The 20,067-nt window shown below is 59.7% G+C and carries 13 protein-coding genes and 7 pseudogenes; 7 read left to right on the top strand and 13 right to left on the bottom strand.

What is annotated here, in order from left to right; all coding sequences use genetic code 11:
• Positions 1 to 163: 163 nt before the first annotated feature.
• Positions 164 to 2,230 (bottom strand): carbamoyltransferase family protein, encoded by a 2,067-nt coding sequence (locus tag NKH30_RS31055; RefSeq protein WP_352997872.1) that lies wholly within the window; start codon positions 2,228 to 2,230, stop codon positions 164 to 166.
• A gap of 1,014 nt (positions 2,231 to 3,244) precedes the next feature.
• Here NKH30_RS31055 and nadE point away from each other — a divergent pair.
• From nadE to NKH30_RS31070, 3 genes and pseudogenes are all read left to right on the top strand, one after another.
• Positions 3,245 to 3,576 (top strand): annotated as a pseudogene (gene nadE, locus NKH30_RS31060) (NAD(+) synthase); the annotation flags it as partial.
• A 404-nt stretch (positions 3,577 to 3,980) separates the two neighbouring features.
• On the top strand, positions 3,981 to 5,063 hold the full coding sequence (locus NKH30_RS31065) for a sensor histidine kinase (RefSeq protein ID WP_352496263.1): 1,083 nt from the start codon (positions 3,981 to 3,983) through the stop codon (positions 5,061 to 5,063).
• A 502-nt stretch (positions 5,064 to 5,565) separates the two neighbouring features.
• Positions 5,566 to 5,667: a hypothetical protein gene (locus tag NKH30_RS31070; RefSeq protein WP_352468513.1), complete on the top strand. Its 102-nt coding sequence runs from the start codon at positions 5,566 to 5,568 to the stop codon at positions 5,665 to 5,667.
• A 323-nt stretch (positions 5,668 to 5,990) separates the two neighbouring features.
• On the opposite strand, the pseudogene NKH30_RS31080 reads toward NKH30_RS31070, so the two are convergent.
• Positions 5,991 to 6,294: pseudogene (locus tag NKH30_RS31080) on the bottom strand (integrase); the annotation flags it as partial.
• A gap of 191 nt (positions 6,295 to 6,485) precedes the next feature.
• On the opposite strand from NKH30_RS31080, the gene NKH30_RS31085 reads away from it, so the two are divergent.
• Positions 6,486 to 8,147, top strand: coding sequence for a tannase/feruloyl esterase family alpha/beta hydrolase (locus NKH30_RS31085; protein ID WP_352997874.1), 1,662 nt, complete (start codon positions 6,486 to 6,488; stop codon positions 8,145 to 8,147).
• Between the two features lie 242 nt (positions 8,148 to 8,389).
• On the opposite strand, the pseudogene NKH30_RS31090 reads toward NKH30_RS31085, so the two are convergent.
• A pseudogene (locus NKH30_RS31090) lies at positions 8,390 to 9,513 on the bottom strand (site-specific integrase).
• A 536-nt stretch (positions 9,514 to 10,049) separates the two neighbouring features.
• Between NKH30_RS31090 and NKH30_RS31095 the strand changes: the two are divergent.
• Positions 10,050 to 11,018 carry a glycosyltransferase family 10 domain-containing protein gene (locus NKH30_RS31095; protein ID WP_352493678.1) on the top strand — a complete coding sequence of 323 codons (969 nt, stop codon included), beginning with the start codon at positions 10,050 to 10,052 and terminating at the stop codon, positions 11,016 to 11,018.
• Positions 11,019 to 11,155: 137 nt separating this feature from the next.
• On the opposite strand, the gene NKH30_RS31100 is transcribed toward NKH30_RS31095, so the two are convergent.
• The 8 genes and pseudogenes from NKH30_RS31100 to NKH30_RS31135 all read right to left on the bottom strand — a co-directional run bounded on the left by NKH30_RS31100 (position 11,156) and on the right by NKH30_RS31135 (position 16,307).
• Positions 11,156 to 11,512, bottom strand: a complete 357-nt coding sequence (locus NKH30_RS31100; protein WP_352453730.1) for a hypothetical protein — start codon at positions 11,510 to 11,512, stop codon at positions 11,156 to 11,158.
• 266 nt (positions 11,513 to 11,778) lie between these two features.
• Positions 11,779 to 11,934: pseudogene (locus NKH30_RS31105) on the bottom strand (ATP-binding protein); the annotation flags it as partial.
• 71 nt (positions 11,935 to 12,005) lie between these two features.
• A pseudogene (locus NKH30_RS31110) lies at positions 12,006 to 12,292 on the bottom strand (transposase); the annotation flags it as partial.
• A 106-nt stretch (positions 12,293 to 12,398) separates the two neighbouring features.
• The gene (locus tag NKH30_RS31115; RefSeq protein WP_352997876.1) at positions 12,399 to 13,421 is read right to left on the bottom strand and encodes a transketolase family protein; all 1,023 of its coding nucleotides are present in this window, start codon (positions 13,419 to 13,421) and stop codon (positions 12,399 to 12,401) included.
• Complete coding sequence (locus NKH30_RS31120) at positions 13,418 to 14,257, bottom strand: transketolase (protein WP_352453734.1); 840 nt, start codon at positions 14,255 to 14,257, stop codon at positions 13,418 to 13,420. The genes NKH30_RS31115 and NKH30_RS31120 overlap by 4 nt, the downstream gene beginning before the upstream one ends.
• 19 nt (positions 14,258 to 14,276) lie before the next feature.
• A complete protein-coding gene (locus tag NKH30_RS31125; RefSeq protein WP_352778514.1) occupies positions 14,277 to 15,029 on the bottom strand; it encodes an SDR family NAD(P)-dependent oxidoreductase in 753 nt (250 codons plus the stop codon).
• A gap of 35 nt (positions 15,030 to 15,064) precedes the next feature.
• A pseudogene (locus NKH30_RS31130) lies at positions 15,065 to 15,753 on the bottom strand (amidohydrolase family protein); the annotation flags it as partial.
• 86 nt (positions 15,754 to 15,839) lie between these two features.
• Entirely contained in the window at positions 15,840 to 16,307 is a 468-nt protein-coding gene (locus NKH30_RS31135) for an ATP-binding cassette domain-containing protein (RefSeq protein ID WP_352997878.1), read from the bottom strand.
• A gap of 122 nt (positions 16,308 to 16,429) precedes the next feature.
• Here NKH30_RS31135 and NKH30_RS31140 point away from each other — a divergent pair, with 122 nt between their 5' ends.
• Positions 16,430 to 17,401 carry a LysR substrate-binding domain-containing protein gene (locus tag NKH30_RS31140; protein WP_352997879.1) on the top strand — a complete coding sequence of 324 codons (972 nt, stop codon included), beginning with the start codon at positions 16,430 to 16,432 and terminating at the stop codon, positions 17,399 to 17,401.
• A 203-nt stretch (positions 17,402 to 17,604) separates the two neighbouring features.
• On the opposite strand, the pseudogene NKH30_RS31145 reads toward NKH30_RS31140, so the two are convergent.
• Positions 17,605 to 18,589 (bottom strand): annotated as a pseudogene (locus NKH30_RS31145) (IS5 family transposase).
• A 261-nt stretch (positions 18,590 to 18,850) separates the two neighbouring features.
• Here NKH30_RS31145 and NKH30_RS31150 point away from each other — a divergent pair.
• On the top strand, positions 18,851 to 19,414 hold the full coding sequence (locus NKH30_RS31150; protein WP_352997880.1) for an SH3 domain-containing protein: 564 nt from the start codon (positions 18,851 to 18,853) through the stop codon (positions 19,412 to 19,414).
• Here the strand turns inward: NKH30_RS31150 and NKH30_RS31155 are convergent.
• Entirely contained in the window at positions 19,405 to 20,016 is a 612-nt protein-coding gene (locus NKH30_RS31155; RefSeq protein ID WP_352997881.1) for an SH3 domain-containing protein, read from the bottom strand. The genes NKH30_RS31150 and NKH30_RS31155 overlap by 10 nt on opposite strands.
• Positions 20,017 to 20,067 lie beyond the last annotated feature (51 nt).

Below are 20,067 nucleotides of genomic sequence, written 5' to 3' on the forward strand. Positions count from 1 at the left end.
TATAACGGTCCGGCGGGCTGTTTTTTTTGTTGGCTTGCGTTTTGATCCAATTTATTTGTTTATATAAAATCTTTTTTTTTATGTCCCCGGCGTCCGTGGGTTTTGTGGCTGGGCCGCGTCGATGAACACCTTTATTCGCCGAGCTTGAATAGCGGCATCCCTATCACGCTGAGAGCCTGTTATGCTGGTCCAGCGTCTGATCGCAGTCTTGATCCATGCGAGCAGCTTGTGAGGGATGCAACCGAACGAGGCGCTGCTCCCACAGTCGTCGCAGGCCCTCCATCACAGCGTCACGCTTAGCCTGATCCGGCGCAATTGTATTGAGGAGATCTCCCAACATGGCTTCGCCCTCAATCCGCATCAGCAGATTAAACAAGTCGTGTGAAATTCGTACACTGTCACTGCTGAAGTGGGTCGTGCTGATCTCGCAGTGAGTCTCCCGACGATCTGGCGCTTTGTAAGCGCGGGTTTGATGGAGGGACACATAGGGCGGCAACGAAACCGCAAGCGCAGTCCAATCCTGCAGCGTTGCAGCCCGCTTTTTTACCAGGAAGGGCCCGACCACAAGTCCATCCAGCTCTGTCGTCAGAAAGGTGGCAATCGCGTCTGCAACCGAATCCACGATCGGTTCGGCATTGTTGTTAAAGGACGTATTGAGCAGAATTGGAGTGCCTGTGCGCTTCTTGAACGCATTGATGACCTCCCAGTACGCGGGATTGGCGTTGCGCGATACTGTTTGCAGGCGAGCGGTACCGTCGACGTGCGTGATGGCACCGAGCAAGGCGCGCTTTGAGTCACGCACGCGAACGACGAAATTCATGAATGGAAATTCGTGCCTACCGTCCGGCAGGTCGAAAAATTCGCTCGCATCCTCCTCCAGCACAGATGGCGCGAAGGGCCGATAGCCTTCGCGCTTCTTGACCATCGCATTGATCCGGTCCTTGTTTGCGGCGGGCCGAGGGTCGGCAAGAATGCTGCGGTTGCCCAGCGCACGTGGCCCAAACTCCGAACGACCCTGCACCCAGCCGATCACGGCGCCGTTGGCGATCCAGTCGGCTGCACTGCTTGCCACGTCATCAGAGCGTTCAACCTCGAGATGTCCGGCCCATGCATTCAGTTCCTGTTGCACGGCGCGCTCGCTCCCGAGATCAGGACCCCAATAGACCTCCTGCAGTCGCTCACACGGCGCGGGGCGGCCCATCTCGTTAGAGACTATCAGCGCAGCTCCCAATGCGCAGCCAGCGTCGTGAGACGCGGGTTGCACGAAAATGTCTTCGAAAAGCCCTGAATACAGCAGCTTACCGTTCATCGTGCAGTTGTGGGCCACCCCCCCCGCCAGGCACAACCGCTTCATGCCGGTGGCCTCACGGTGATGCCGGAGAATGTGGAACACGATCCGCTCAAGCGCTTCCTGCAGTGACGCACTCACATCTCGATGCTGCTGGGTGAAGGGCATTCCCTTTCGCCTGACCTCGATATTGCGGAGCAACGCCGGACCGATGCGGTCGAGGTGAACACGGTAGCCACCGCCGTTGGCGGAGAGCTCGTAGAACTGCTCGAAGAGCTCGCGATAGGGAGCGGGGTCGCCGTAGGGCGCGAGTCCCATTACCTTATACTCGTCGAACAAGCCGTAGCCGAGATAGCGGATCGTCTCGAGATAAAACAGCCCAAGAGAATTGTTCTCGGGGAAAGCCTCGAGTTGCGTAATTTCTGTGCCAGACCCTACCGCCAAGAGGCCCGATAGGAAATCACCACAGCCATCAATCGCTAGAATGAGACTTTGTTCGAAGCCCGACATTGCAAAGGCGCTCACGGCGTGCGCCTGATGATGACTTACGAATGAAATACGCGAACTGTCCAACTTAGTGCCGAACTCACGCGTTAACAGATCCTGCACCAACGTTTTAGCATCCAACGGAATGGAGAGAATGTCCGGGTGGGATGCGGACATACCTTCAAGCATGGCGTTGGCATAGGGCTCGCTGGCGTAGAGCGCGACACGATCAATGTCGTTGAGCTGAACCCCCGCCGCTGACAGACAGTATTGAATCGAACGAATTGGGAGCTTGTTGGAGTGTTTCATCCGATTGAGGCGTTCCTCTTCGACGGCTGCTATCACCCGTCCGTCTCGGACGAGCACCGCGGCGCCATCGTGCATAAAGGCGTTCCGAAGCTCGAATCGGTTTTCATGGACTTGGTCAAGTCCGCCGCTAATTCCTAGACACAGCATATCTTTCTCCACATAGTGACGGGCAAGCCAAATTGGCCTGCCTCAGACCGTTTCCAACTAAATAGGCCGCGTTGTCGCTTGCAGCTGCAACCGCCTGTCAGGCATCACCGGCATCAAAGAACGCCTCATAAGGGTCCGCCTGAATCAACATGAGATGCTTCGATCGTGGCGCCTGCCGCTCCATGACGCCGAGAGCTTGGCTGGATCATCGAATCTTGAGCGGCTGCTGACTTGCATGCCGGCGATGCCGTTTTCATCTGCAGCACGAACTTGTGACGCGGGCTGCCTATATCCTTGCGAAGGGGCGGCTGTTGACGAATAATGCCGCGCCGTGAACTGGCCCGATTTCATTCCCCGAAAGACCGTCGCACAGGCGACTGACATGTGCTGCACTGTCCGCCTGCTTCCCGGTCGCACATCCGATAAGGCCTTCGCTTGTGCAGGAGGCCGCATCGCGTCATTCGTCGGCCAAACATGGCACCGACTGGAAGCCCGGCAATACCGCGTAGATGTAAAGTGCGCTGATGTTGTATGGTAGCGCTGCCGGCCGGGTCTCCAATCCGCTGCCCAAACGAGCGGACTGCCTGCGGCAAAAAGCCCGCCACAAGCAGAATCGCGCTGGGCAGCTGGCTCGCCTGCAAGACTTCGCAGCTCAGGAACATTGGGGACGACTAGCGTCGAACCGCCGACATGATCGGCCAGTTGCAACTCACTTCTCGGCACGACCTCCACTGCACGTCAGGGCGCATGGAAGATTTTCTCCTTTGGATGGGTGACCGGTGCGGACGTGCTTTTGTCCATGCAAGATTTCCGAAGAGTTATGAAATCGTTTGTTTCGATCAAAGTCATCCACGCTATGAATAGCTGCCGGACATGCGCTTCAAAGGGGCTTCAGGCTTCCCGGATGGCTACTCCGATTCGAAGCGCGTCGCATTCCATGCGCTCTATGACAACATTTTTCAGCAAAGGGTATGAGAGCAAACCCACACTTCTTTTTTCAGAAGTCGCTTCGAAGCAGCCGAGGCCTTGATGGGCTTCTTCACCAAGTTCGGCGATGGCGCCGCAGACATTCTTCCTCTTTCCGGGCTGAACAAGCGCAGAGTTCGCGCCTTGGCAGTGTGTCTGGGCGCTCCGTCTGATCTTGTTGAAAAGATCCCGACCGCCGACCTGGAGAACCTCGTCCCGGTCTCACTTACGATGAGATTGACGACTTCCTCGAAGGCCAAGAGATCAACGAAGCGGCGCACAGGCGTATACTTCATGCGCATTCCAGCACAGCCCATAAGCGAGCGCTTCCCGTCACAACGATTGCCATGACGGGTTCGATATTTAGGCATCGGCAATAGCGTCTCAACATACACGATCGATGGGCTTGCCGCAGTTAGGCAGCTAGCGGCCTGAATTACCGCTGGAGCGAAGCGCTGCTCTTTCAGCCCGCATGCGGTCATGAGGTTGACAGTGTCGGCACGTATCGCCGAGGCCGGCACGCGAACTCATTCTCCCTGAATGCCTGCTCTATCGATCTTCCGCAGCGTACCCACTTGACCGGTCGCTTCGACATTCCAGGCACCTGGATTGTAGCCGATCCTTGCCGCTCTCCTTCGGCCGGTCGCAATGCTAGACGTGCGGCCGTTACGCGATGCAGAGCTTGTTGTCAGATGCGTGATGCGAAATGTGAGATGCAGCTCCAGTTTTGGCGATGGCGGGCTCGCCGCATTGTTGATATCATCCGCACAGAACAGGCGCGCAAATGACATCGGATTCAGAGAAGGCTGAGGCGGTCGAGCAGTTACTTGATACACCTGACCTTGCAACCGCACTGGAAAGCGAACAGTTCAAGAAATTCCTCGACCAGGTGCCGATCGCCATAGCCGTTTCGGACCTTGCCGGTGAAGAGCGCGTGGTCTACGCCAATCCGGAATTCGAGAAACTGTCAGGCCTGACAGCCGCCAGGCTCACCCAAGAAAACTGGGTGGCCCTTTTAGCCACGGGCCTCCATCAGCAAAAGGACAGGCCGCTAGCCGAGGCCGTGGTCGAGGGAACCGATTTGGTCGGCACCTTCAAGCTGGAGCGCGGAGAGGACAAACCCGCGATCGTCGACGTTTATTCGAACGTGATCGAAGACGACAACGGCAAGGTGTGCTTCCGACTGGTGGCCCTGGTCGACGTATCCGCCCATGGCGAGGCGGGAGATGAGCGCTCGGCGGAGGAGCGTGTTAGCGAGAAAGACACGCTCCTGCGCGAACTGCAGCACCGGGTGAAGAACAACCTGCAGATGATCACCGCGCTGATCCGGCTGGAAAGCCGCAACGCGACCGAGGCCGACCGGAGACGGTTTGAGCGGCTCGCCGGTCGCGTCGACGCTCTGGCGATCCTCTACCAGACGCTAACGGCCGACGAGCCGAAGGAGGAGGTCGACCTTGGTGTGTATCTCAGCCAGATCGCGTCCGCGGTCATGAGCTCGCATGCGGTCGAGGGAATCCGGCTGGATATGAAGGTGGATACATATCCCGTGTCAATAAACGTCGCCATGCCGGCCGGGCTGGTCGTAAACGAATTGCTGACCAATTCACTAAAGCATGCGTTCCGGGGCCGCGATGGCGGCACGATAACACTGCACAGCGTCGTCGATGGCGACGGCTGCCGGGTTATAGTGGCGGACGACGGAATCGGCCTGCCGGAAGGCGAGGTGTGGCCCAAACCAGGCAAGCTCGGAGCGCTGATCGCGCGATCGCTGACCGAGAACGCCAAGGCGCAGCTAGCCGTCGAGTCCAGCGCCAACAAAGGGACGAAGGTGACCATCGTTTTCAAGCGGTCGGCGGCAGCAAGCTGAACGGTTGCTGTCGACTAGCAGGCTGGCGGCTGGCTTCATGTCGCGGCTTTGAGCAGGTGGCTGCAAATAGGCTAGGTCGCCCTTCACGGCCTGCTTCACATGGTCGAGGTCTTCCATTATGCTCCAGGCTTGCTGCTTCTGACTTCGGCGGCCAGTCCATCCCCACCTAGCGGAAGGCACTCCCGCCTGATTGCGTTGCGGCTTGAGTCTTGACGGCGGGGGCACCTGACGCCTTCGCGCTCATCACGCGCGGGCCGGCAATTCAGCAGCGAGTCATCGCTTGGCCAATCTTGCCGAGGACGAAGGTCTAATCTACAAATAAAATTGGTCCGACTGTTCGTGGCCGGAGGTAACCGCGAATTTGCGCTATCGGGACAGGAGAGCAGTGCTGTAGGCAAACCGCGATGCGTGCATTCGTTCGATTGGTTCTACGATTATCCTGTCGCCTGGGGTGACCAGTTGCACCAGTATTTCCTACTACGCGCAATCTTTGCAGGGTCATGTGCAGATCATCGCGGCCCGCCAAGACATCGGAAAACTGATCGACGATCCTTCAACCCCTGAGATATTGCGCGCCCGAATGGCATCGGCGGCCGCCATATAATAGTTTGGGGCAAAGACGGCCGCGATCGAACGGCAGAGGACGCGCTCGCCAACAGATTGCGCGACAGACGATGGGGTGGATACCGCGGATACGACGCCTGGTTCGATGCTCCGATCAACAACGCGAAGCTCGCCGCGACTTCCGTCTACAGCGATTCGGTTCAAAGGCTTGGCGCGTTGGACAAAGCTCGCCGCGCCGAAGCGCGATGCATAGAAGCCGGGATAGTCGCCCGAACACAAGTCGAACAAGCGGAGTGGTCGACCGTTTCGTCCTCCCCGGGGACGAGCCGGTTGCTCTGGCCTGGGGCGACCTGATGGGTTCTTGCGGAGCACTGTCTCCAGCATGGCGATCAGGTCTTCGGGAAGTATGGCCTCATTCTGCACAGACGGTTTTGCGTGGCTGTTACGGATGCCGGCGGGCACGGTGGCGATATGGCGGTCCTTTCGATCGAGCGGCTCGCCACGCTGCGTATAATTCCACGCCAGGGAGGAGAGACGGCGCTCGATCGTCGCCACAGAGTTTGGTTTCTTGTCTCCTGTAACCTTTCTGGATGCACATGTAGAGGCCGACGGTCTGCGGATCAGGCGGCAACACCTCGAGGTGCTGCCGGCGCGCCCAGGCGCAAAAAATCCGCTCTCGACCGAGCGGCGTCAGACCGGTATTCTTATGGATGTTCATCCGGTCCCCCTGGAGTCACTGAAGCTTCGACAATCTCAGCTTTCCCGGTTCGGACCGGATGGACAACCTACTGAAAGCTCACAACTAGCTACCAATGCGATCAGCTTTCGGGCTATCGGGCGCATCCAGGGAGGATGGGTATGTTCTTGGCTAACGGGCTCAAGCTGCGGGACCGCGGGTGCACGCTGGCACTGATATTGGCGATCATATGTGTATGTGCGCCTGCACTGGCGGCAAACGCGTCGGATCAGGCGTGCCGGTCCATCGCCAAGCTCAAAATTCCAAGCGTGATCTTTACCGAGGCTAGCCTTCAAAAGCCGCAGGAGATCCCCGCAGATCCCTTCACTGCATTCACCGGCGCCTCGCCTCAGGCGGTAAAAGTGGGCGGGCACTGCCTTGTCCGAGGTGTTATCGGGAAACGCCAGGGGGTCGATGGTCAATCATATGGCACCCGGTTTGAGGTGCGTCTTCCGACGACCTGGAACGACATGTTCCTTTTCCAGGGCGGCGGCGCAGTTGATGGCTTCCTGGCGCCGGCCGTCGGGACCATTCCTTGCCGGAACTCGACCGCGGCTCCCGGGCTCTTGCGCGGCTACGCTGTTGTAAGCATGGATGGCGGGCACCCAAGCCCCGATCCGGCTTTCGGGGTCGATCAAGCCGCACGCATTGATTTTGCGTACGCCTCCATTGGCAAAGTCACTTCGGTCTCGAAGCAGGTGACTGCCAAGTTCTATGGGGCGGCTCCGAAAAAGTCGGTGTTCATGGGATGCTCGAATGGCGGTCGTGAGGCGTTGATAGCGGCTCAGCGATATCCGCTCGAGTTCGACGGCATTGTTGCAGGTAGCCCGGGTTTTCGTCTCAGTGCCGCCAACATTGCCGAAGCCTGGGATACTCGCCAGTACATGAGCATCGCTCCCAAGGATGAGGCCGGCCATCCCATTCTATCCCGCGCCTTCTCCCAGCAGGATCTGAACATCGTCGCCAAGGCGGTTCTCGCTGCCTGTGATGCCCGCGATGGCATTGAGGATGGCGTCATCAACGCCTGGCAGCAGTGCCGGTTCGACCCAAAGGTCCTGTCCTGCCAAGGCGATAAGACGGACAGCTGCCTCACGGCTGGTCAAGTGCAGGCCATGAGCCGCGCGTTCGCGGGTCCGGAAAGCTCCGATGGCGAAAAGCTCTACAGCGATTGGCCATATGATACGGGCGTTGCGGGCGCGGACTGGAGAATGTGGAAGCTGGGCAATTCCCCCACTTCCCAGTCGGATGCAAATAACATCGTTCTGGGAGCCCGCTCGCTTCAATACTACTTCATGACGCCCCCGGCGCCGAATTTTGACCCCCTGAAGTTCGACTTCGACAAGGATCCGGCACGCGTTGCGGATACGGCCAAGCTCAATGATGCGACCGGCACGTATCTCGCCAGCTTCGCTGCCCACGGTGGAAAGCTGCTCTTGTTTCAGGGACTTTCCGATCCGGTCTTCTCAGCCAACGATCTGGTGCGCTGGTACAAGCAAGTCGTCGAGGTCACAAGCGGCGGCGATTTGGAAGCGACTCGCCGTTTCGTGCGCATGTTCATAATCCCGGGGATGACCCACTGCGGCGATGGCCAAGCCTTCGACGACTTTGATCCTTTGGCCGCCATCGAGGGCTGGATAAACCAAGACAAGGCTCCGGATTCTCTCGCGGCTGGCAGCAAGGCATTCCCCGGCAAGCACCAGCCGATCTGCGCTTATCCCACTCAAGCTGCCTATGGCGGTAAGGGAAATCCCGATGAGATCGCGAGCTATTCGTGTCGGGGATAAGAGACCTCGTCATTTGTTCGCTTCAATCTGCGCGCATTCCCGGAACAGGTCTCCCGGACCAAGGATCGGTTGGAAAAGCTAAACCCGGAATTTGTGGGCCGTGCCATAACGCAGTTGATGATCATGCCTGACTACGAAGCGTCGGCCGCCGATAGTCTGGACACAGCGCTCGCTGTGCTCGATGAGGTAATTGTTATCGCCTGAGATCTGACCGCCTCATCCCAGCGGACAAAACGGGGGCATCAGAGCCCGGACGCCTTGGTGAGATTTACGCGGAAACGATCGCGCCGGCGCTGATAATTTCGCGTCATCTCCGCGGAGGCATGGCCGAGCTGTTTTTGCACATAGCGTTCGTCGACCTCGGCCGACGAGGCGAGGCCGGCGCGCAGTGACTGGCCGGCGAATTTCTTGGCCCGTTCGCCCTCCGACAGATCGCCGCGCACGCCGGCGGCGAGCGCCGTGCGCTTGACCAGGCGTGCGACCTCCTGGTCGTTCAAGCGATCGGCACCGACGGCTCTGCCTTGACCAGCAACGCGCCGAAACAGCGGTCCGTGCGCAATGCGCGCCAGTCTTAGCCAGGTCTGCAGAGCGACCACAGGGCAGGTGGCGTCGGAGGAGCCGCGGCCGATTTCGACCTCGCGCCAGCCGGTTTTGCCGCGCAATGTGACAAGCAGACCCTTATCGGCAAAAATCTCGACCCAGCCGCGCCCGTCCTCGCTCTGATCCCTGGCGACGTCGAGGCCGACGATTTCGGATCGGCGAAGGCCGCCGGTAAAACCCAAAAGCAGCATGGCGCGGTCGCGCAGACCACGCAGCGTGCCGCGGTCGAGGGTCTCGAACATGCGATCAGATCCTCGGGCAGGATCGCTTCCTTCTGCCGGGGAGGCGAGGCGTGGGTGTTGCGAACGCCAGCCATCACCGTGGCGATATGCCGGTCCTTGCGGTCCAGCGGCTGGCCGCGCTGGGCAAAATTCCAGGAGAGCGACGAAAGCCGGCGCTCGATGGTTGAAACGGTGTTGGGCTTTTTGTCGCCAGTGGCCGTACCTGACGCGCAGGCGGCGATATAGAGCCCGACGACCTCAGGATCGGGCGGGAACATCTCGATGCCTTGGCGCCGGCACCAGCTCGAAAAATGCTTCCAGTCGGCTGCGTAGGCGCGGCGCGTGTTGGCCGAACTCGCCGCCTCGATATAGTCGCGCGCGCGGCCGGCGAGCGCCTCAAGCTGCGCAGGCAGGCTGGGATTGGCAATGGCTGGAAGGGGAGGGGACGAGGCTAGGTCGGCATCGCCCATCTGCATGACGATATCGATGATGTCGGGCAAAGCCGCGGCGCTTTGTGTGTGAAGCTTGTCCGAAATTCGTAGCATATTTCGGACATCTTGACCGTCACTTCGTCCGAAATCGGACCACAGATTTCGGACAAAGCCCCGGCATCAACCCGTCAATATCTCGATCTGCCGTCGCCGCTGCAAACGTCGCCTGTGAGAGGCGAGCCGCCTCTAAACTGGTCGTATATCCCGATTAATAATAAGAATGTAGTCAACTTCCATATTTTAGAGGGCACGCATGCTGCCACTCAACCGGCCTGATCACCACACAAAGTCAGGAAGAACCTGGTTAGGTGCAAAGCGACAATTGCCTCGACAGCGGGTCCCGGAAGGTTTATGCTGCCCAATCTTACCGCAATCCGAAATGGCGATTGAGTACCTTCACGAGTGAAGGGATTCCCGCGGTCTTAGAGATGAGTTGTCGAATGGCGCGAAGTCGCACAGAATCGCGAAGTCGCACAGAATCGTGTGTTTGATACCGATCAGGATCGCGAGCTATTTCAGGCGCAGAGAGGTCTTGCGCCCGATGCACGAGTTGCTCCCGGTCCAACGGAAGTGAATGGGGTGGAACTGCTTTGTCGACCAAATTGTTGACGGAACGTCCGGCGCCCATTGTTGCTACATGTCTGGATTCTTGGGGCGTTTTGGATGATGCAATCCACCATCTCACTCCAAAGGGCAGTGGAATCTGGAACAATGTCGCTTTTGTACGCAGGACATCCTTCGCGCCCGATTGGCATATTGTCTTTAACTCTGCTTCTATTTTTGGGCTCCCTGTTGATATCGAGGCGAGTCCAAACAGGACAATTTTTGCAATCGGCGAACCGCCGACGAAAGCTCATCGCGCATTTCATGAAGGGCAGGGGAAAAATACCATCGTCCTGACGTCTGACGCAGAGCTGGCTGCTCGGCAGAATGCAGAGCGCCGATTCGTTTTGTCTCCACCTATCACTCGGTCTTGGTCTGTGACAAAGACATATGACCAACTTCTGGTCAGCGAAGTCGTGGACAAGCCGCTTCGGCTCTCATGGATTACCAGTAACATCGCCCTGCTTAAAGGGCATCGATATCGGCTGGCGTTTCTGGAACGGCTGAGAGAGGAGCTCGATTTTGACCTGTTCGGCCGAGGTTTTCGGCTGATTGGAGATAAATGGGACGCACTCGCACCGTACCGTTACAGTATAGCTTTCGAGAATACTCGTGCTGATTACTATTTTACAGAGAAGCTTATGGACTGCTTCGTTGCTGAAACAATGCCGATCTATTACGGCAGCCCGGCAATCACGAGGTTCTTCCCTTCCGACTCAATGGTTCTGATTGACCCAGAGGACAAGAACGTAATCCAAAAAATTCAAGAAATCATCGACTCGGACCTCTGGAAGGAGCGTCGCGGCGCAATACAAGAGGCGAAGCGGTTGGTTCTTGAGAAATACAATACGTTTGCTTATCTCGCGGGCTTCATCGAAAGCGTTCACGATAAACCCTTACCGCCGGAAGTTATACACATCGGTTCGCCTGCGGTCGATTTTGGGAGAGACGAATGAAGTACTCCAACGCTCGCTTCGCGTGCCCGGCGGTTGGTGGTCTGGCGAGATCGGTACGGAGCGCTTGGCGGAGAATGCCTACCTGCGCAGACGGGCCGGCACGGGCGCACGAGGTCATGCGCCCCGGCTGCCGCTGATCAGACGAACTGGGGAAGGCCAGGAACGGAATTGAGGACCTCGTCCACGAGTTCGTCGCCGGCATGTTCCTTGGCGAAGGCGATCGTCTCGTTGGCGATGGCGGCGATCTTTAGAATGCTGAGACCCTCACTCATCAATTGCTGGCCGAGCCCCATGAGGCCGCCTCCGCCCTCTGGGTCGTTGCCATGATACTTCGCCACTAATTCCGAAGCTCCGGGAATGGCCGCGATCATGCGCGCAACGGGACCGTCGGCCGCGTGGCGTTGCAGGAAACCCAGCATTAACCCAACGGCCTTCTCTGCGAGAGCCGGGCCGATGCCGGCACCAGTGGCGATGCGCGATAAGAATTCTTCCATGGCAGGGTTCGTCTCTCTTTAATGAGGTTTACACGGGGCCGGTCCGGCGCCCAAAGCGCCCTTGGCCGAACCACAATTGAACTCCACAAAAATAGGCCGGCGGAAGTGCTATTGCAACTGCGCGTAAAACCGCCTCTGTCAACGCAAGCTGCGTCGGACGTGCGTATTTCGCAAAAACGGGACAGTCGTTCCGCTAAATCGCGGACAGCAGTTTCACTAATTCGCGGACAGCAGGATGGGGTCGGCGCTCGGTTGCCTGGTTGAAGTCATTTGCGATTGATTTCGCCGTTTTCGGCGCCGGTCAAGGGCGGCGGTGTTTTTTGCTTTCTCATGCTGTCGCCTTCGAGGGTGATGCGATGGGCGTTGTGGATGATCCGGTCGAGAATGGCGTCGGCTATTGTCGGCTCCGCGAATGCTTCATGATGCACCTTTTCTTGATCGCCTGGTCCGTTGCAGTCGGCGTTGAAGTTGATCGATCTGGTCGCTGGAAAGGTTTCCGCTTGGCCGCGGGCGTCACCATTTCTTTCCCACAAGATCCTTCAACGCGGCATTGTCGAGCATGGCGTCGGCCAGAAGCCGCTTCAGCCGCGTGTTCTCGTCCTTCAGAGCCTTCAGTCGCCGAGCCTCGCAGACATCCATCCCGCCGAAGCGGGCCTTCCAGTTGTAAATCGAGGCGTCGCTGACCCCGTGCTTGCGGCACAGATCGGCAACCGATACCCCGGCCTCATGTTCCTTCAAACTTCCGATGATCTGCTCTTCAGAGAAGCGGCTACGTTTCATGTCCTGGTCCTCTCGATGGGCCAGAACGAACTTCAAACCTGATTAGATAAGAGGGGCAAGGTCAAGGTCGATGACTCAACTGTTGTGTGGGGAGAGCTCTTTCTTCTCATTCGCTCCAAATGCGGACGCGGCGCACGAGCTCGGAAGTTGAGATCCCGTAGCGATCGTGAAGCGTCGGCAGCGCGCCAGCGTCGAGGAACTCGTCGGGCAGGGCGATCTGGCGAAAGACTGGGGTCACTCTCTCGCGCATCAGCAGCGCGGCAACGCCTTCGCCAAGGCCACCAATGATCGTGTGGTTCTCCGCCGCCACCACCAGCCGTCCCGAACGGCGCGCGGCAGCGAGTATCGCCTCCGTATCCAGAGGTTTGATCGTCGGAACGTGCAGAACGGCGCAGCCGATCCTGTCGGCTTCAAGCGCCTTCGCGGCCTCCAGCGCGCGCATGGTCATCAGGCCGCTGGAAATGAACAATACGTCCGCGCCCTCGCGCAGCATTCGCGCCTTGCCGATTTCAAATGTATAGTCGTCTTCGTCGAGCACGACAGGAACCTTACCGCGCGAAAGCCGCATGTAGACCGGCCCGTTGTAGTCCGCGATCGCCTCCGTGGCCTGTTCGATGTCGAGCGCGTCGCAAGGGTCGATGATCGTCAGGTTCGGCATCCCGCGGAAGATCGCGATGTCCTCCGTCGCCTGGTGGCTGGGGCCGTAGCCGGTCGTCAGCCCCGGTAAGGCGCAGACGATCTTCACATTGAGTTTCTCCTCGGCGATCGCCATGCAGATGAAATCGTAGGCACGTCGCGATGCGAAGACGGCGTAGGTGGTGGCGAAGGGCGTAAAACCCTCCCGCGCCAAGCCGGCGGCGGCGCTCATCAGCACCTGCTCCGCCATGCCCATCTGATAGAAGCGGTCCGGATGCTCCTGTGCGAAGACATGGAGATCGGTGTATTTCGCGAGGTCCGCCGTCAGGCCAACTATCCCGGGCCGCTGGTGCGCCAGTCTGGCCAGTGTGTGCCCGAACGGCGCATTGCGTGTCGGTACGCCATCGGGCGCGATCGACGCGATCATCGCCGATGTGGTCTTGCGCTCACTGGCATTGGCGGCGTGGCGCGGCGCGAACTTTGACAACCTCAACGCGGACGTCCCTTTTCCAAAGCTTCGAGCGCTAACGTCCATTCGTGCGGTTCGACGCGGATGAAATGCGTGATGTCGCGGGTTTCCAGGAATGGCACACCCTTGGCCATGCGCGTATCGCAAACGATCACACGCGGACGAGGTTCCTTCAGGCCGCGCGCCATGTCGAAGGCCTTGCGGACCGCCTCGATGTCGTTGCCGTCGACGCGCTGCGCATGCCAGCCGAACGCCTCGAACTTGTCGGTCACCGGTTCGGAGGAGAGCATGGCCGTCGACGGACCATCGGCCTGCTGATTGTTGAAGTCGACAATGGCAATGAGATTGTCGAGCTTGTGGTGGGCGGCCGACATCGCGGCTTCCCAGGTCGAGCCCTCACCGAGCTCGCCGTCGGACAAAAGATTGTAGACGAAACTGTCGCTTCGCTTGCGCGTCAGCCCCATGCACATGCCAACGGCAATGCCAAGGCCGTGACCGAGCGAGCCGCCGGTGATCTCCATGCCGGGCGTGTATGGCGCCATGCCGGACATCGGCATACGGCTTTCATCGCTGCCATAGGTTTCGAGCTCTTCCTCCGGCAGCACGCCCGCTTCGATCAGAGCCGCGTAGAGCGCGATCGCATAGTGTCCGATCGACAGCAGGAAGCGGTCGCGTCCCTCCCACAACGTGTCCTCCGGCCGGTAACGAAGCGCATGGAAATAGGCGACGGCAAGCACGTCGGCGACACCCAGCGCCTGTCCGACATAACCTTGGCCCTGGACTTGACCCATCCGCACGGCGTGTCGGCGGATACGATAGGCTCGTTCGGCCAGGCTGACATTGCTGCCAGCGCGAGGCATCTCAAGCTCCGTTGTCCACTCAGCCATGGATTAGCATCCCACCGTTGACATCGATCACGGCGCCGGTGATGTAGCTGGCCAGATCGGAAGCCAGGAAGAGATAGGCGCCGGCTACGTCGCGCGCCTCGCCCAGCCGGCTGAGCGGGATTCCCTTGATGATGTCGGCGCGCATGGCGTTGGTCAGTTTGCCGCCGGTGATGTCGGTCTGGATCAGGCCCGGTGTGATGCAGTTGACGCGGATGCCTTCGGGACCGAATTCGCGCGCCATGGCCTTGGCAAGCCCCAGAACACCCGCCTTGGCAGCCGAATAGTGCGGGCCACCGAAGATGCCGCCGCCGCGCTGGGCCGAAACTGACGACATGCAGATGATCGAGCCGCCGCCATTTTCGCGCATGTTCGGGATGAATGCCTGGCTGAGATGGAGCACGCCGCGTAGGTTGACATCGAGGATGCGGTCCCAGTCAGCCGCGCTGATCTCCAGCGTCTTGACGGGCTGCGTGACGCCCGCATTGTTGCAGAGCACATCGATCCTGCCCAAGGTTTCTGTCACTTGCGCCGCCGCCCTCTTGCAGGCGTCGAGGTCCGCGACGTTGCACCCAAGGCCGATATGGTCGGGTCCAAGCGACGCAGCGGCGTCACGCGCTTGCCCGTCATCGAGGTCGAGTATTGCAACGCGAGCCCCGTGCTGTACCATCAGCGCTGCCGTGGAGCGGCCAATTCCCCGCGGGCCCGCGGCCCCCGAAATCACCACGGCCTTGCCCTTCAGCAACAAGTCGAACTCTCCTGCTATTTCTGTTTGCCGGTGATCTAAAGTCGGTAGAACCGGGCGGCGTTGTCATGGAACAGCGCGAGCCGCTCCTCGTGCGGGTGGGCGATCGTAATTTCCTTGAAGGCGTTCAAAATGGCGTCGAAGCTCGAGAACAGCTTGTCGACGGGGAAGTTCGTCGCGAACATCGAGCGGCCGACGCCGAAGGCTGCGATCGCCTCCTCGACATAAGGACGGATCGAGAACGTGGTCCAAGTCCAGTCGCCCATGCCGAGGCCCGAGATCCAGGCGACGTTCGGCGCTTGCGCTAACTGGTGCATGCCTTTTTTCCAGGCGCCAAAATGCTCGGCGCCGTCGACCTGCATGCCGGTGTGATTGAGAATGATCTGCACGTCGGGAAAGTCGCGCGCCAGTTCGAGGAACTCGCTCATCTGCGGATAGTAGAGCTGCGGGTCGAAGCTCAGCCCGCGCTTCGCCAGCTCCCGGAAGCCGCGCCGCCATTCGGGCGTACGACTGACCTCCGGCCGCGCCAGATAGGTCTTGGCGGGGTCGGGATGATAATTCATCGGCTGCCGCATGCCGCGGAAGTTCGGTATTCCATGTGGCGGTCGAGGAGGTCGCCGACGTCGGGCTGGGACAGGTCGGCATAGCCGACGATGCCATGCGGAAAGCCTCGCTTGTTGGCGATCTCCTGCAGCCAGCGCGTTTCCCCAACCGGATCGCCGGGATCGAGAAGCAGCACTTCGGCTCCGGTGGAAAGGGCACGAGCGATCTGGACGATCTGGCCTTCGTGGAGGGACAATTTGCGTGCCGGCATTATCGATGATCGCTTCGCCGATCGCTGGGTCGATCAGCCGGAGCGCTCCGAGCGCAGTTTCGCGCGTGCGGCGACTGCTTATCTGCGACCAGCCCGACCTCGCCTGCACAATGCCGATGTTTTCCGCGACCGGACAGCTCGGGCAACAGCGCCAGCTCCTGATGCACCACCGCGATGATCGGGCTGTTGTGGTCGGCCTTCGACGAGGCGAAGCCAATCTCGCCGGCTTCGCGTGAGGTCAGCCCTGTGACGATGCGGATGAGAGTGCTTTTGCCGGCGCCGTTGCCGCCCAGGAGCGCGTGGATTTCGTCGGCCCGGACCTGAAAACTCACACCCCGCAGGACACGGGTTGCGTCATAACTCTTCTCGATATTGGCAGCTTCGATCAGGGGCTTCCTGGTCCATACCTGTCCAACTCCCGGCACGTTGCCGGCGCTACCCAAGCTTTGGGTTGAACTCGGCTCCATCCTGTATCTCCTTCCGGGACCACTGTGCGACCGATTGACATTCGGCTCAATTTTCGTTTCTTAACATTCTGTGTAGCTGAGCTTAACTGACGAGGACGAGGTCAGACATCAAGTTCAATTCGATGACGCATTTCGAGGCAGTCGCGCGGCTCGGCGGCGTGGCAAAGGCCGCTCAGGAATTGCAGGTGACACCTTCGGCGGTTAGCCAGCAGCTGCGGCTGCTCGAACACCAACTCGGGGTGCGGCTTTTTCAGCGCGAAAAGCGCCATCTCTCGCTCACGATCGACGGTGAGCGGCTCTTCCAGACCACGACCCAGGCTTTCGAATCCATACGCGAGGTGCGTAATGCCATTGTGCGGCAGCGCGAAAGCTTCCAGCTTAGCCTGCGCGTCAGTCCTTCCTTCGGCGAGAAATGGCTGGCGCCGCGGTTGGCCGAGTTCAGCAAGGGCTATCCGAGCTGGAATTTGCGCGTCGACGCCACGCCCAATTTCTCGGATTTCGAAACGGAGGTCATCGATCTCGATCTTCGTTATGGCGACGGCGGCTGGGCCGGCCTTTATTCGGATTGCGTCGTCAACGATCTGATCCTGCCGATGTGCTCGCCTTCCTATCTTGCCGAACTGCGCGCGATCTCACCGGATCCGCGCGAGCAGCTTCGCCATGCGCGGTTGATCGACAGTGTGAAGGCCTATTTCCGGTGGGATTATTGGCTGCCGTGCAACGGTATCCAGGGCGCCCGCATGACATATCCCTATCGTTTCGACCGTTCGTCAATGTCGGTTCAACTGGCGAAGGACGGTGCAGGTGTGGTCCTGGAAAGCACATCCATCGCATTCGAGGACATGGTGTCGGGTTCTCTGGTTCCGGTCTCGATAGAGTTCGAGGTCATCGAGTTTCCGGGATACTGGCTGGTCTGTCCTTCGCGGCATATGAACCGGCGCGCGGTTCGCCTGTTTTCGGACTGGGTGTCACGCGTGGGTAAGCGCGACACCGATCTGGCTCGCCGGTTTCTGGCGGATAAGCAACTGCGCATATCGTTCGAACGACGGCCTCATTTCGGGGCACGGGATGACAAAGCGGCGCCAATGGCGTGAACAGTTCGGCGTTCAAGACATGGCAAGACGAGATTGACAGCAGGTTGCGGTTGAGGAGCTGGCAAAACCCAGGCTGTGTGCAAGGGAAGGCGGGTTGGCCCCGCTTTTCATTTTCCGCGTAGCCTGTGCCTGTGGCTGCCCGCGCCACAAGGCATTGGTGCAAAATGTGGCATTAGGCACAATCAGCTCTTTGATGCCGCCTGCTATGTCGGCCTTGCCGGGCAGCGAACGGACTCCGGGCGTGCGCACGCCGTCATGCGGTTGAGAACGGCGCAGCCGATGGCGACCTCGGTCTGCTGAGCCGAAAAGGAGCGGGCTCGCAGGCGACGTCCGATCAGCCCCTTGTAGCGCCCGACGGCGGTCTCGATCAGGGCGCGCTTGCCATAGCCGGTGGACGCCTGCCAATTCAGCCTTCCATCATTGGCGATCGCCGTGATGTGACCGTCCCTTTGACCGGGTGGTCCGGTGTCATCACTCTCCACGGCCGTTGAACGTGGCGGGATGACTATCCTTGCGGTGACGCTGTGTTGCAGCACCGCGCAGTAGGTGGGACCGCCATCATATGCTCCGTCGGCCGTGAATTGGTCGATCTCTGCGTCGATCCGGTCGAGCAGCGGCTTCACCTGCGAGGGATCGTCGCCGTCCTGGTCGGTCAGACAATGGGCGATGATCTCCCCGCTGTCGGCATTGAGAACCAAATGCAGCTTGCGCCAGGTCCGGCGTGATCTGGCACCGTGCTTGTCTTCCAGCCATTGGCCGGCGCCGTAGACTTTCAAATCCGGTGCTATCGATCAGCACATGCAGCGGACCGTCCTCGGGATGCCGCTGCCGCTTGGCCGATGGTTCCCATATCTGCGCCCGGCGGCTTAGCGTCGTGTGATCGGGAACCGGTAGATCAAGCCCCATCAGATCGAGCAGCGAGGTCGCCAATCCCTCGCTCTGGCGCAGACGAAGCCCGAAGACGCATCCCAGTGTCAAGACCGCCTCGATGGCGAGATCGGAATAGCGGGGCTGGCCGCCGCGGGTCGTTCTTCGCGGCGCATGCCACCTGGCCAAGGCTTCTTCTGTCAACCACAGCGTCAGACTGCCGCGCCGCCGAAGGGCCGCCTCGTATTCCGGCCAGTTTGTCACCTTGAATTTCATCTTCGCGACTCGGTGGCGGCGGCTGGCATTGTGTTTGTAGGGCATCGGGCGAAGATCATGTCGTTGGCGATCTCGCCTGCCTATCGGCAAACCCTTGAAAAATGTTCCACGCACCAACGCCTCGACAAGCACCTTTCTTGAAACATTTCCCGAACCACCCGCAGCGCAAAGCCTCCCCATGAGAAAAGAGCATCCCATGTCTTTCACGCCATTGATTGCCCCGAGATCAAGGCCCGCTACCGGGATTTTCATCTGATCAGCATTGTGGTGCGGAACGCTGAAATCGACGTGCCGGATGCACAGGCGTTGAACGACACGATTGCGGCGGCGGAACAGGCGGCGCTTCGCGATGACGCCCAAAGGGACGCGCATCTTGCGGCGTGGGCCGTTGCCTACGAGGCTATCGTCGGCGTGGCGGCGGTCTTAGTTGTCCAGACTTCCGACACAAAACCTGGCGATGCGCCAAACTCGACATTGAGATCCCGAACCGAGCGCCAAGAACCACTGCCGCCGCCAGACGCACGTCCGCCTCACCAGAACACTCCGATCACCGATAGCGCGCCTGCAGCCGGTGGTGATCAGAAAACACCAAGCCCGCCATTGGTGGATGATTTGCGCTCCGCGACAGCTGTCGAGCTGCCGCCAGGCGAGCAATTCCCGGTGGCAGTCGTGTCCAGGACAGCCAATATCCGTTCCGATCCTTCAATGGCCGGTGCGGTGTTGAGCCAAGCTCCGGCCGGCACGGCCCTGACAGTGGTCGAAGTCAAAGGTCGCTGGGTAAGGGTCAGCAAGGACGAAGTCACGCTGGGGTGGATAAGCCGTTCCCTATTGGAGCCGAATCCGTCAGTGGCACAGCCTTCCTACCAGTAGCACACAGGGCTTCTACCGCCAGGCTTGCTATAGGCGCTTCGACCGCCGCACAAACGCCCATTGCGCATCAGGTCGTATGGGCAGTCGCATCTGCCGACCACGGCGTCTCTGACAGGATCGCCCGAGGCATGCTCAGAAACGCTGCCGTCATCTGGTGCAGCCGTTGGCGCGACCGGTGTGGTCGAAGTCAGGTCGACCGGCTTCGCTTCACTGAGGTAGTCGCCATGGATCCATCCGATACGTGCGGAGACGGTCACATTGTACCAGTCTCCTTGTTGGCCGTTAGTCTGGACTAGGTCGCCCGGCGGAAGCGTGGTGATGATACGCGACCCGGTGTCCGGCGCGACCCTGACACGGACTTTTTTCGTGGTGTACAGCCAGCGAACCAACGTGGCGGGGTTGGGCTTCTGAGCAGCCACTGCGTCGGGCTTTGCATAGGCAATCGAACTGTTGCTCGGCTGTGCCTGAGGAGGCGCGGTTGTGGTTGCCGCGGGGGCCGCGGGCGGGGCGGGGGCTGGCAATCGGGCGTCGATGCTCGACATGGCCCACCCGATAGCGCAGAAAACCGCAATGCCCCAGCCGATCCGTTGTTGGCTGACCATTTCACCCTCCCTGCACAATACAAAACAGAGCAGTTCGCGAAAGTCGAATCG

The organism is Mesorhizobium sp. M1273 (genome assembly GCF_040318195.1).
Classification (GTDB): domain Bacteria; phylum Pseudomonadota; class Alphaproteobacteria; order Rhizobiales; family Rhizobiaceae; genus Mesorhizobium.

What these genes read in the sequence shown, in the direction of transcription:
- NKH30_RS31085 (WP_352997874.1), top strand. Translation starts at nt 6,486, where the DNA reads ATGTTCTTGGCTAACGGGCTCAAGCTGCGGGACCGCGGGTGCACGCTG.
- NKH30_RS31140 (WP_352997879.1), top strand. Translation starts at nt 16,430, where the DNA reads ATGACGCATTTCGAGGCAGTCGCGCGGCTCGGCGGCGTGGCAAAGGCC.
- NKH30_RS31100 (WP_352453730.1), bottom strand. Translation starts at nt 11,512, where the DNA reads ATGGAAGAATTCTTATCGCGCATCGCCACTGGTGCCGGCATCGGCCCG.
- NKH30_RS31055 (WP_352997872.1), bottom strand. Translation starts at nt 2,230, where the DNA reads ATGCTGTGTCTAGGAATTAGCGGCGGACTTGACCAAGTCCATGAAAAC.
- NKH30_RS31120 (WP_352453734.1), bottom strand. Translation starts at nt 14,257, where the DNA reads ATGCCTCGCGCTGGCAGCAATGTCAGCCTGGCCGAACGAGCCTATCGT.
- NKH30_RS31155 (WP_352997881.1), bottom strand. Translation starts at nt 20,016, where the DNA reads ATGGTCAGCCAACAACGGATCGGCTGGGGCATTGCGGTTTTCTGCGCT.
- NKH30_RS31065 (WP_352496263.1), top strand. Translation starts at nt 3,981, where the DNA reads ATGACATCGGATTCAGAGAAGGCTGAGGCGGTCGAGCAGTTACTTGAT.
- NKH30_RS31135 (WP_352997878.1), bottom strand. Translation starts at nt 16,307, where the DNA reads ATGGAGCCGAGTTCAACCCAAAGCTTGGGTAGCGCCGGCAACGTGCCG.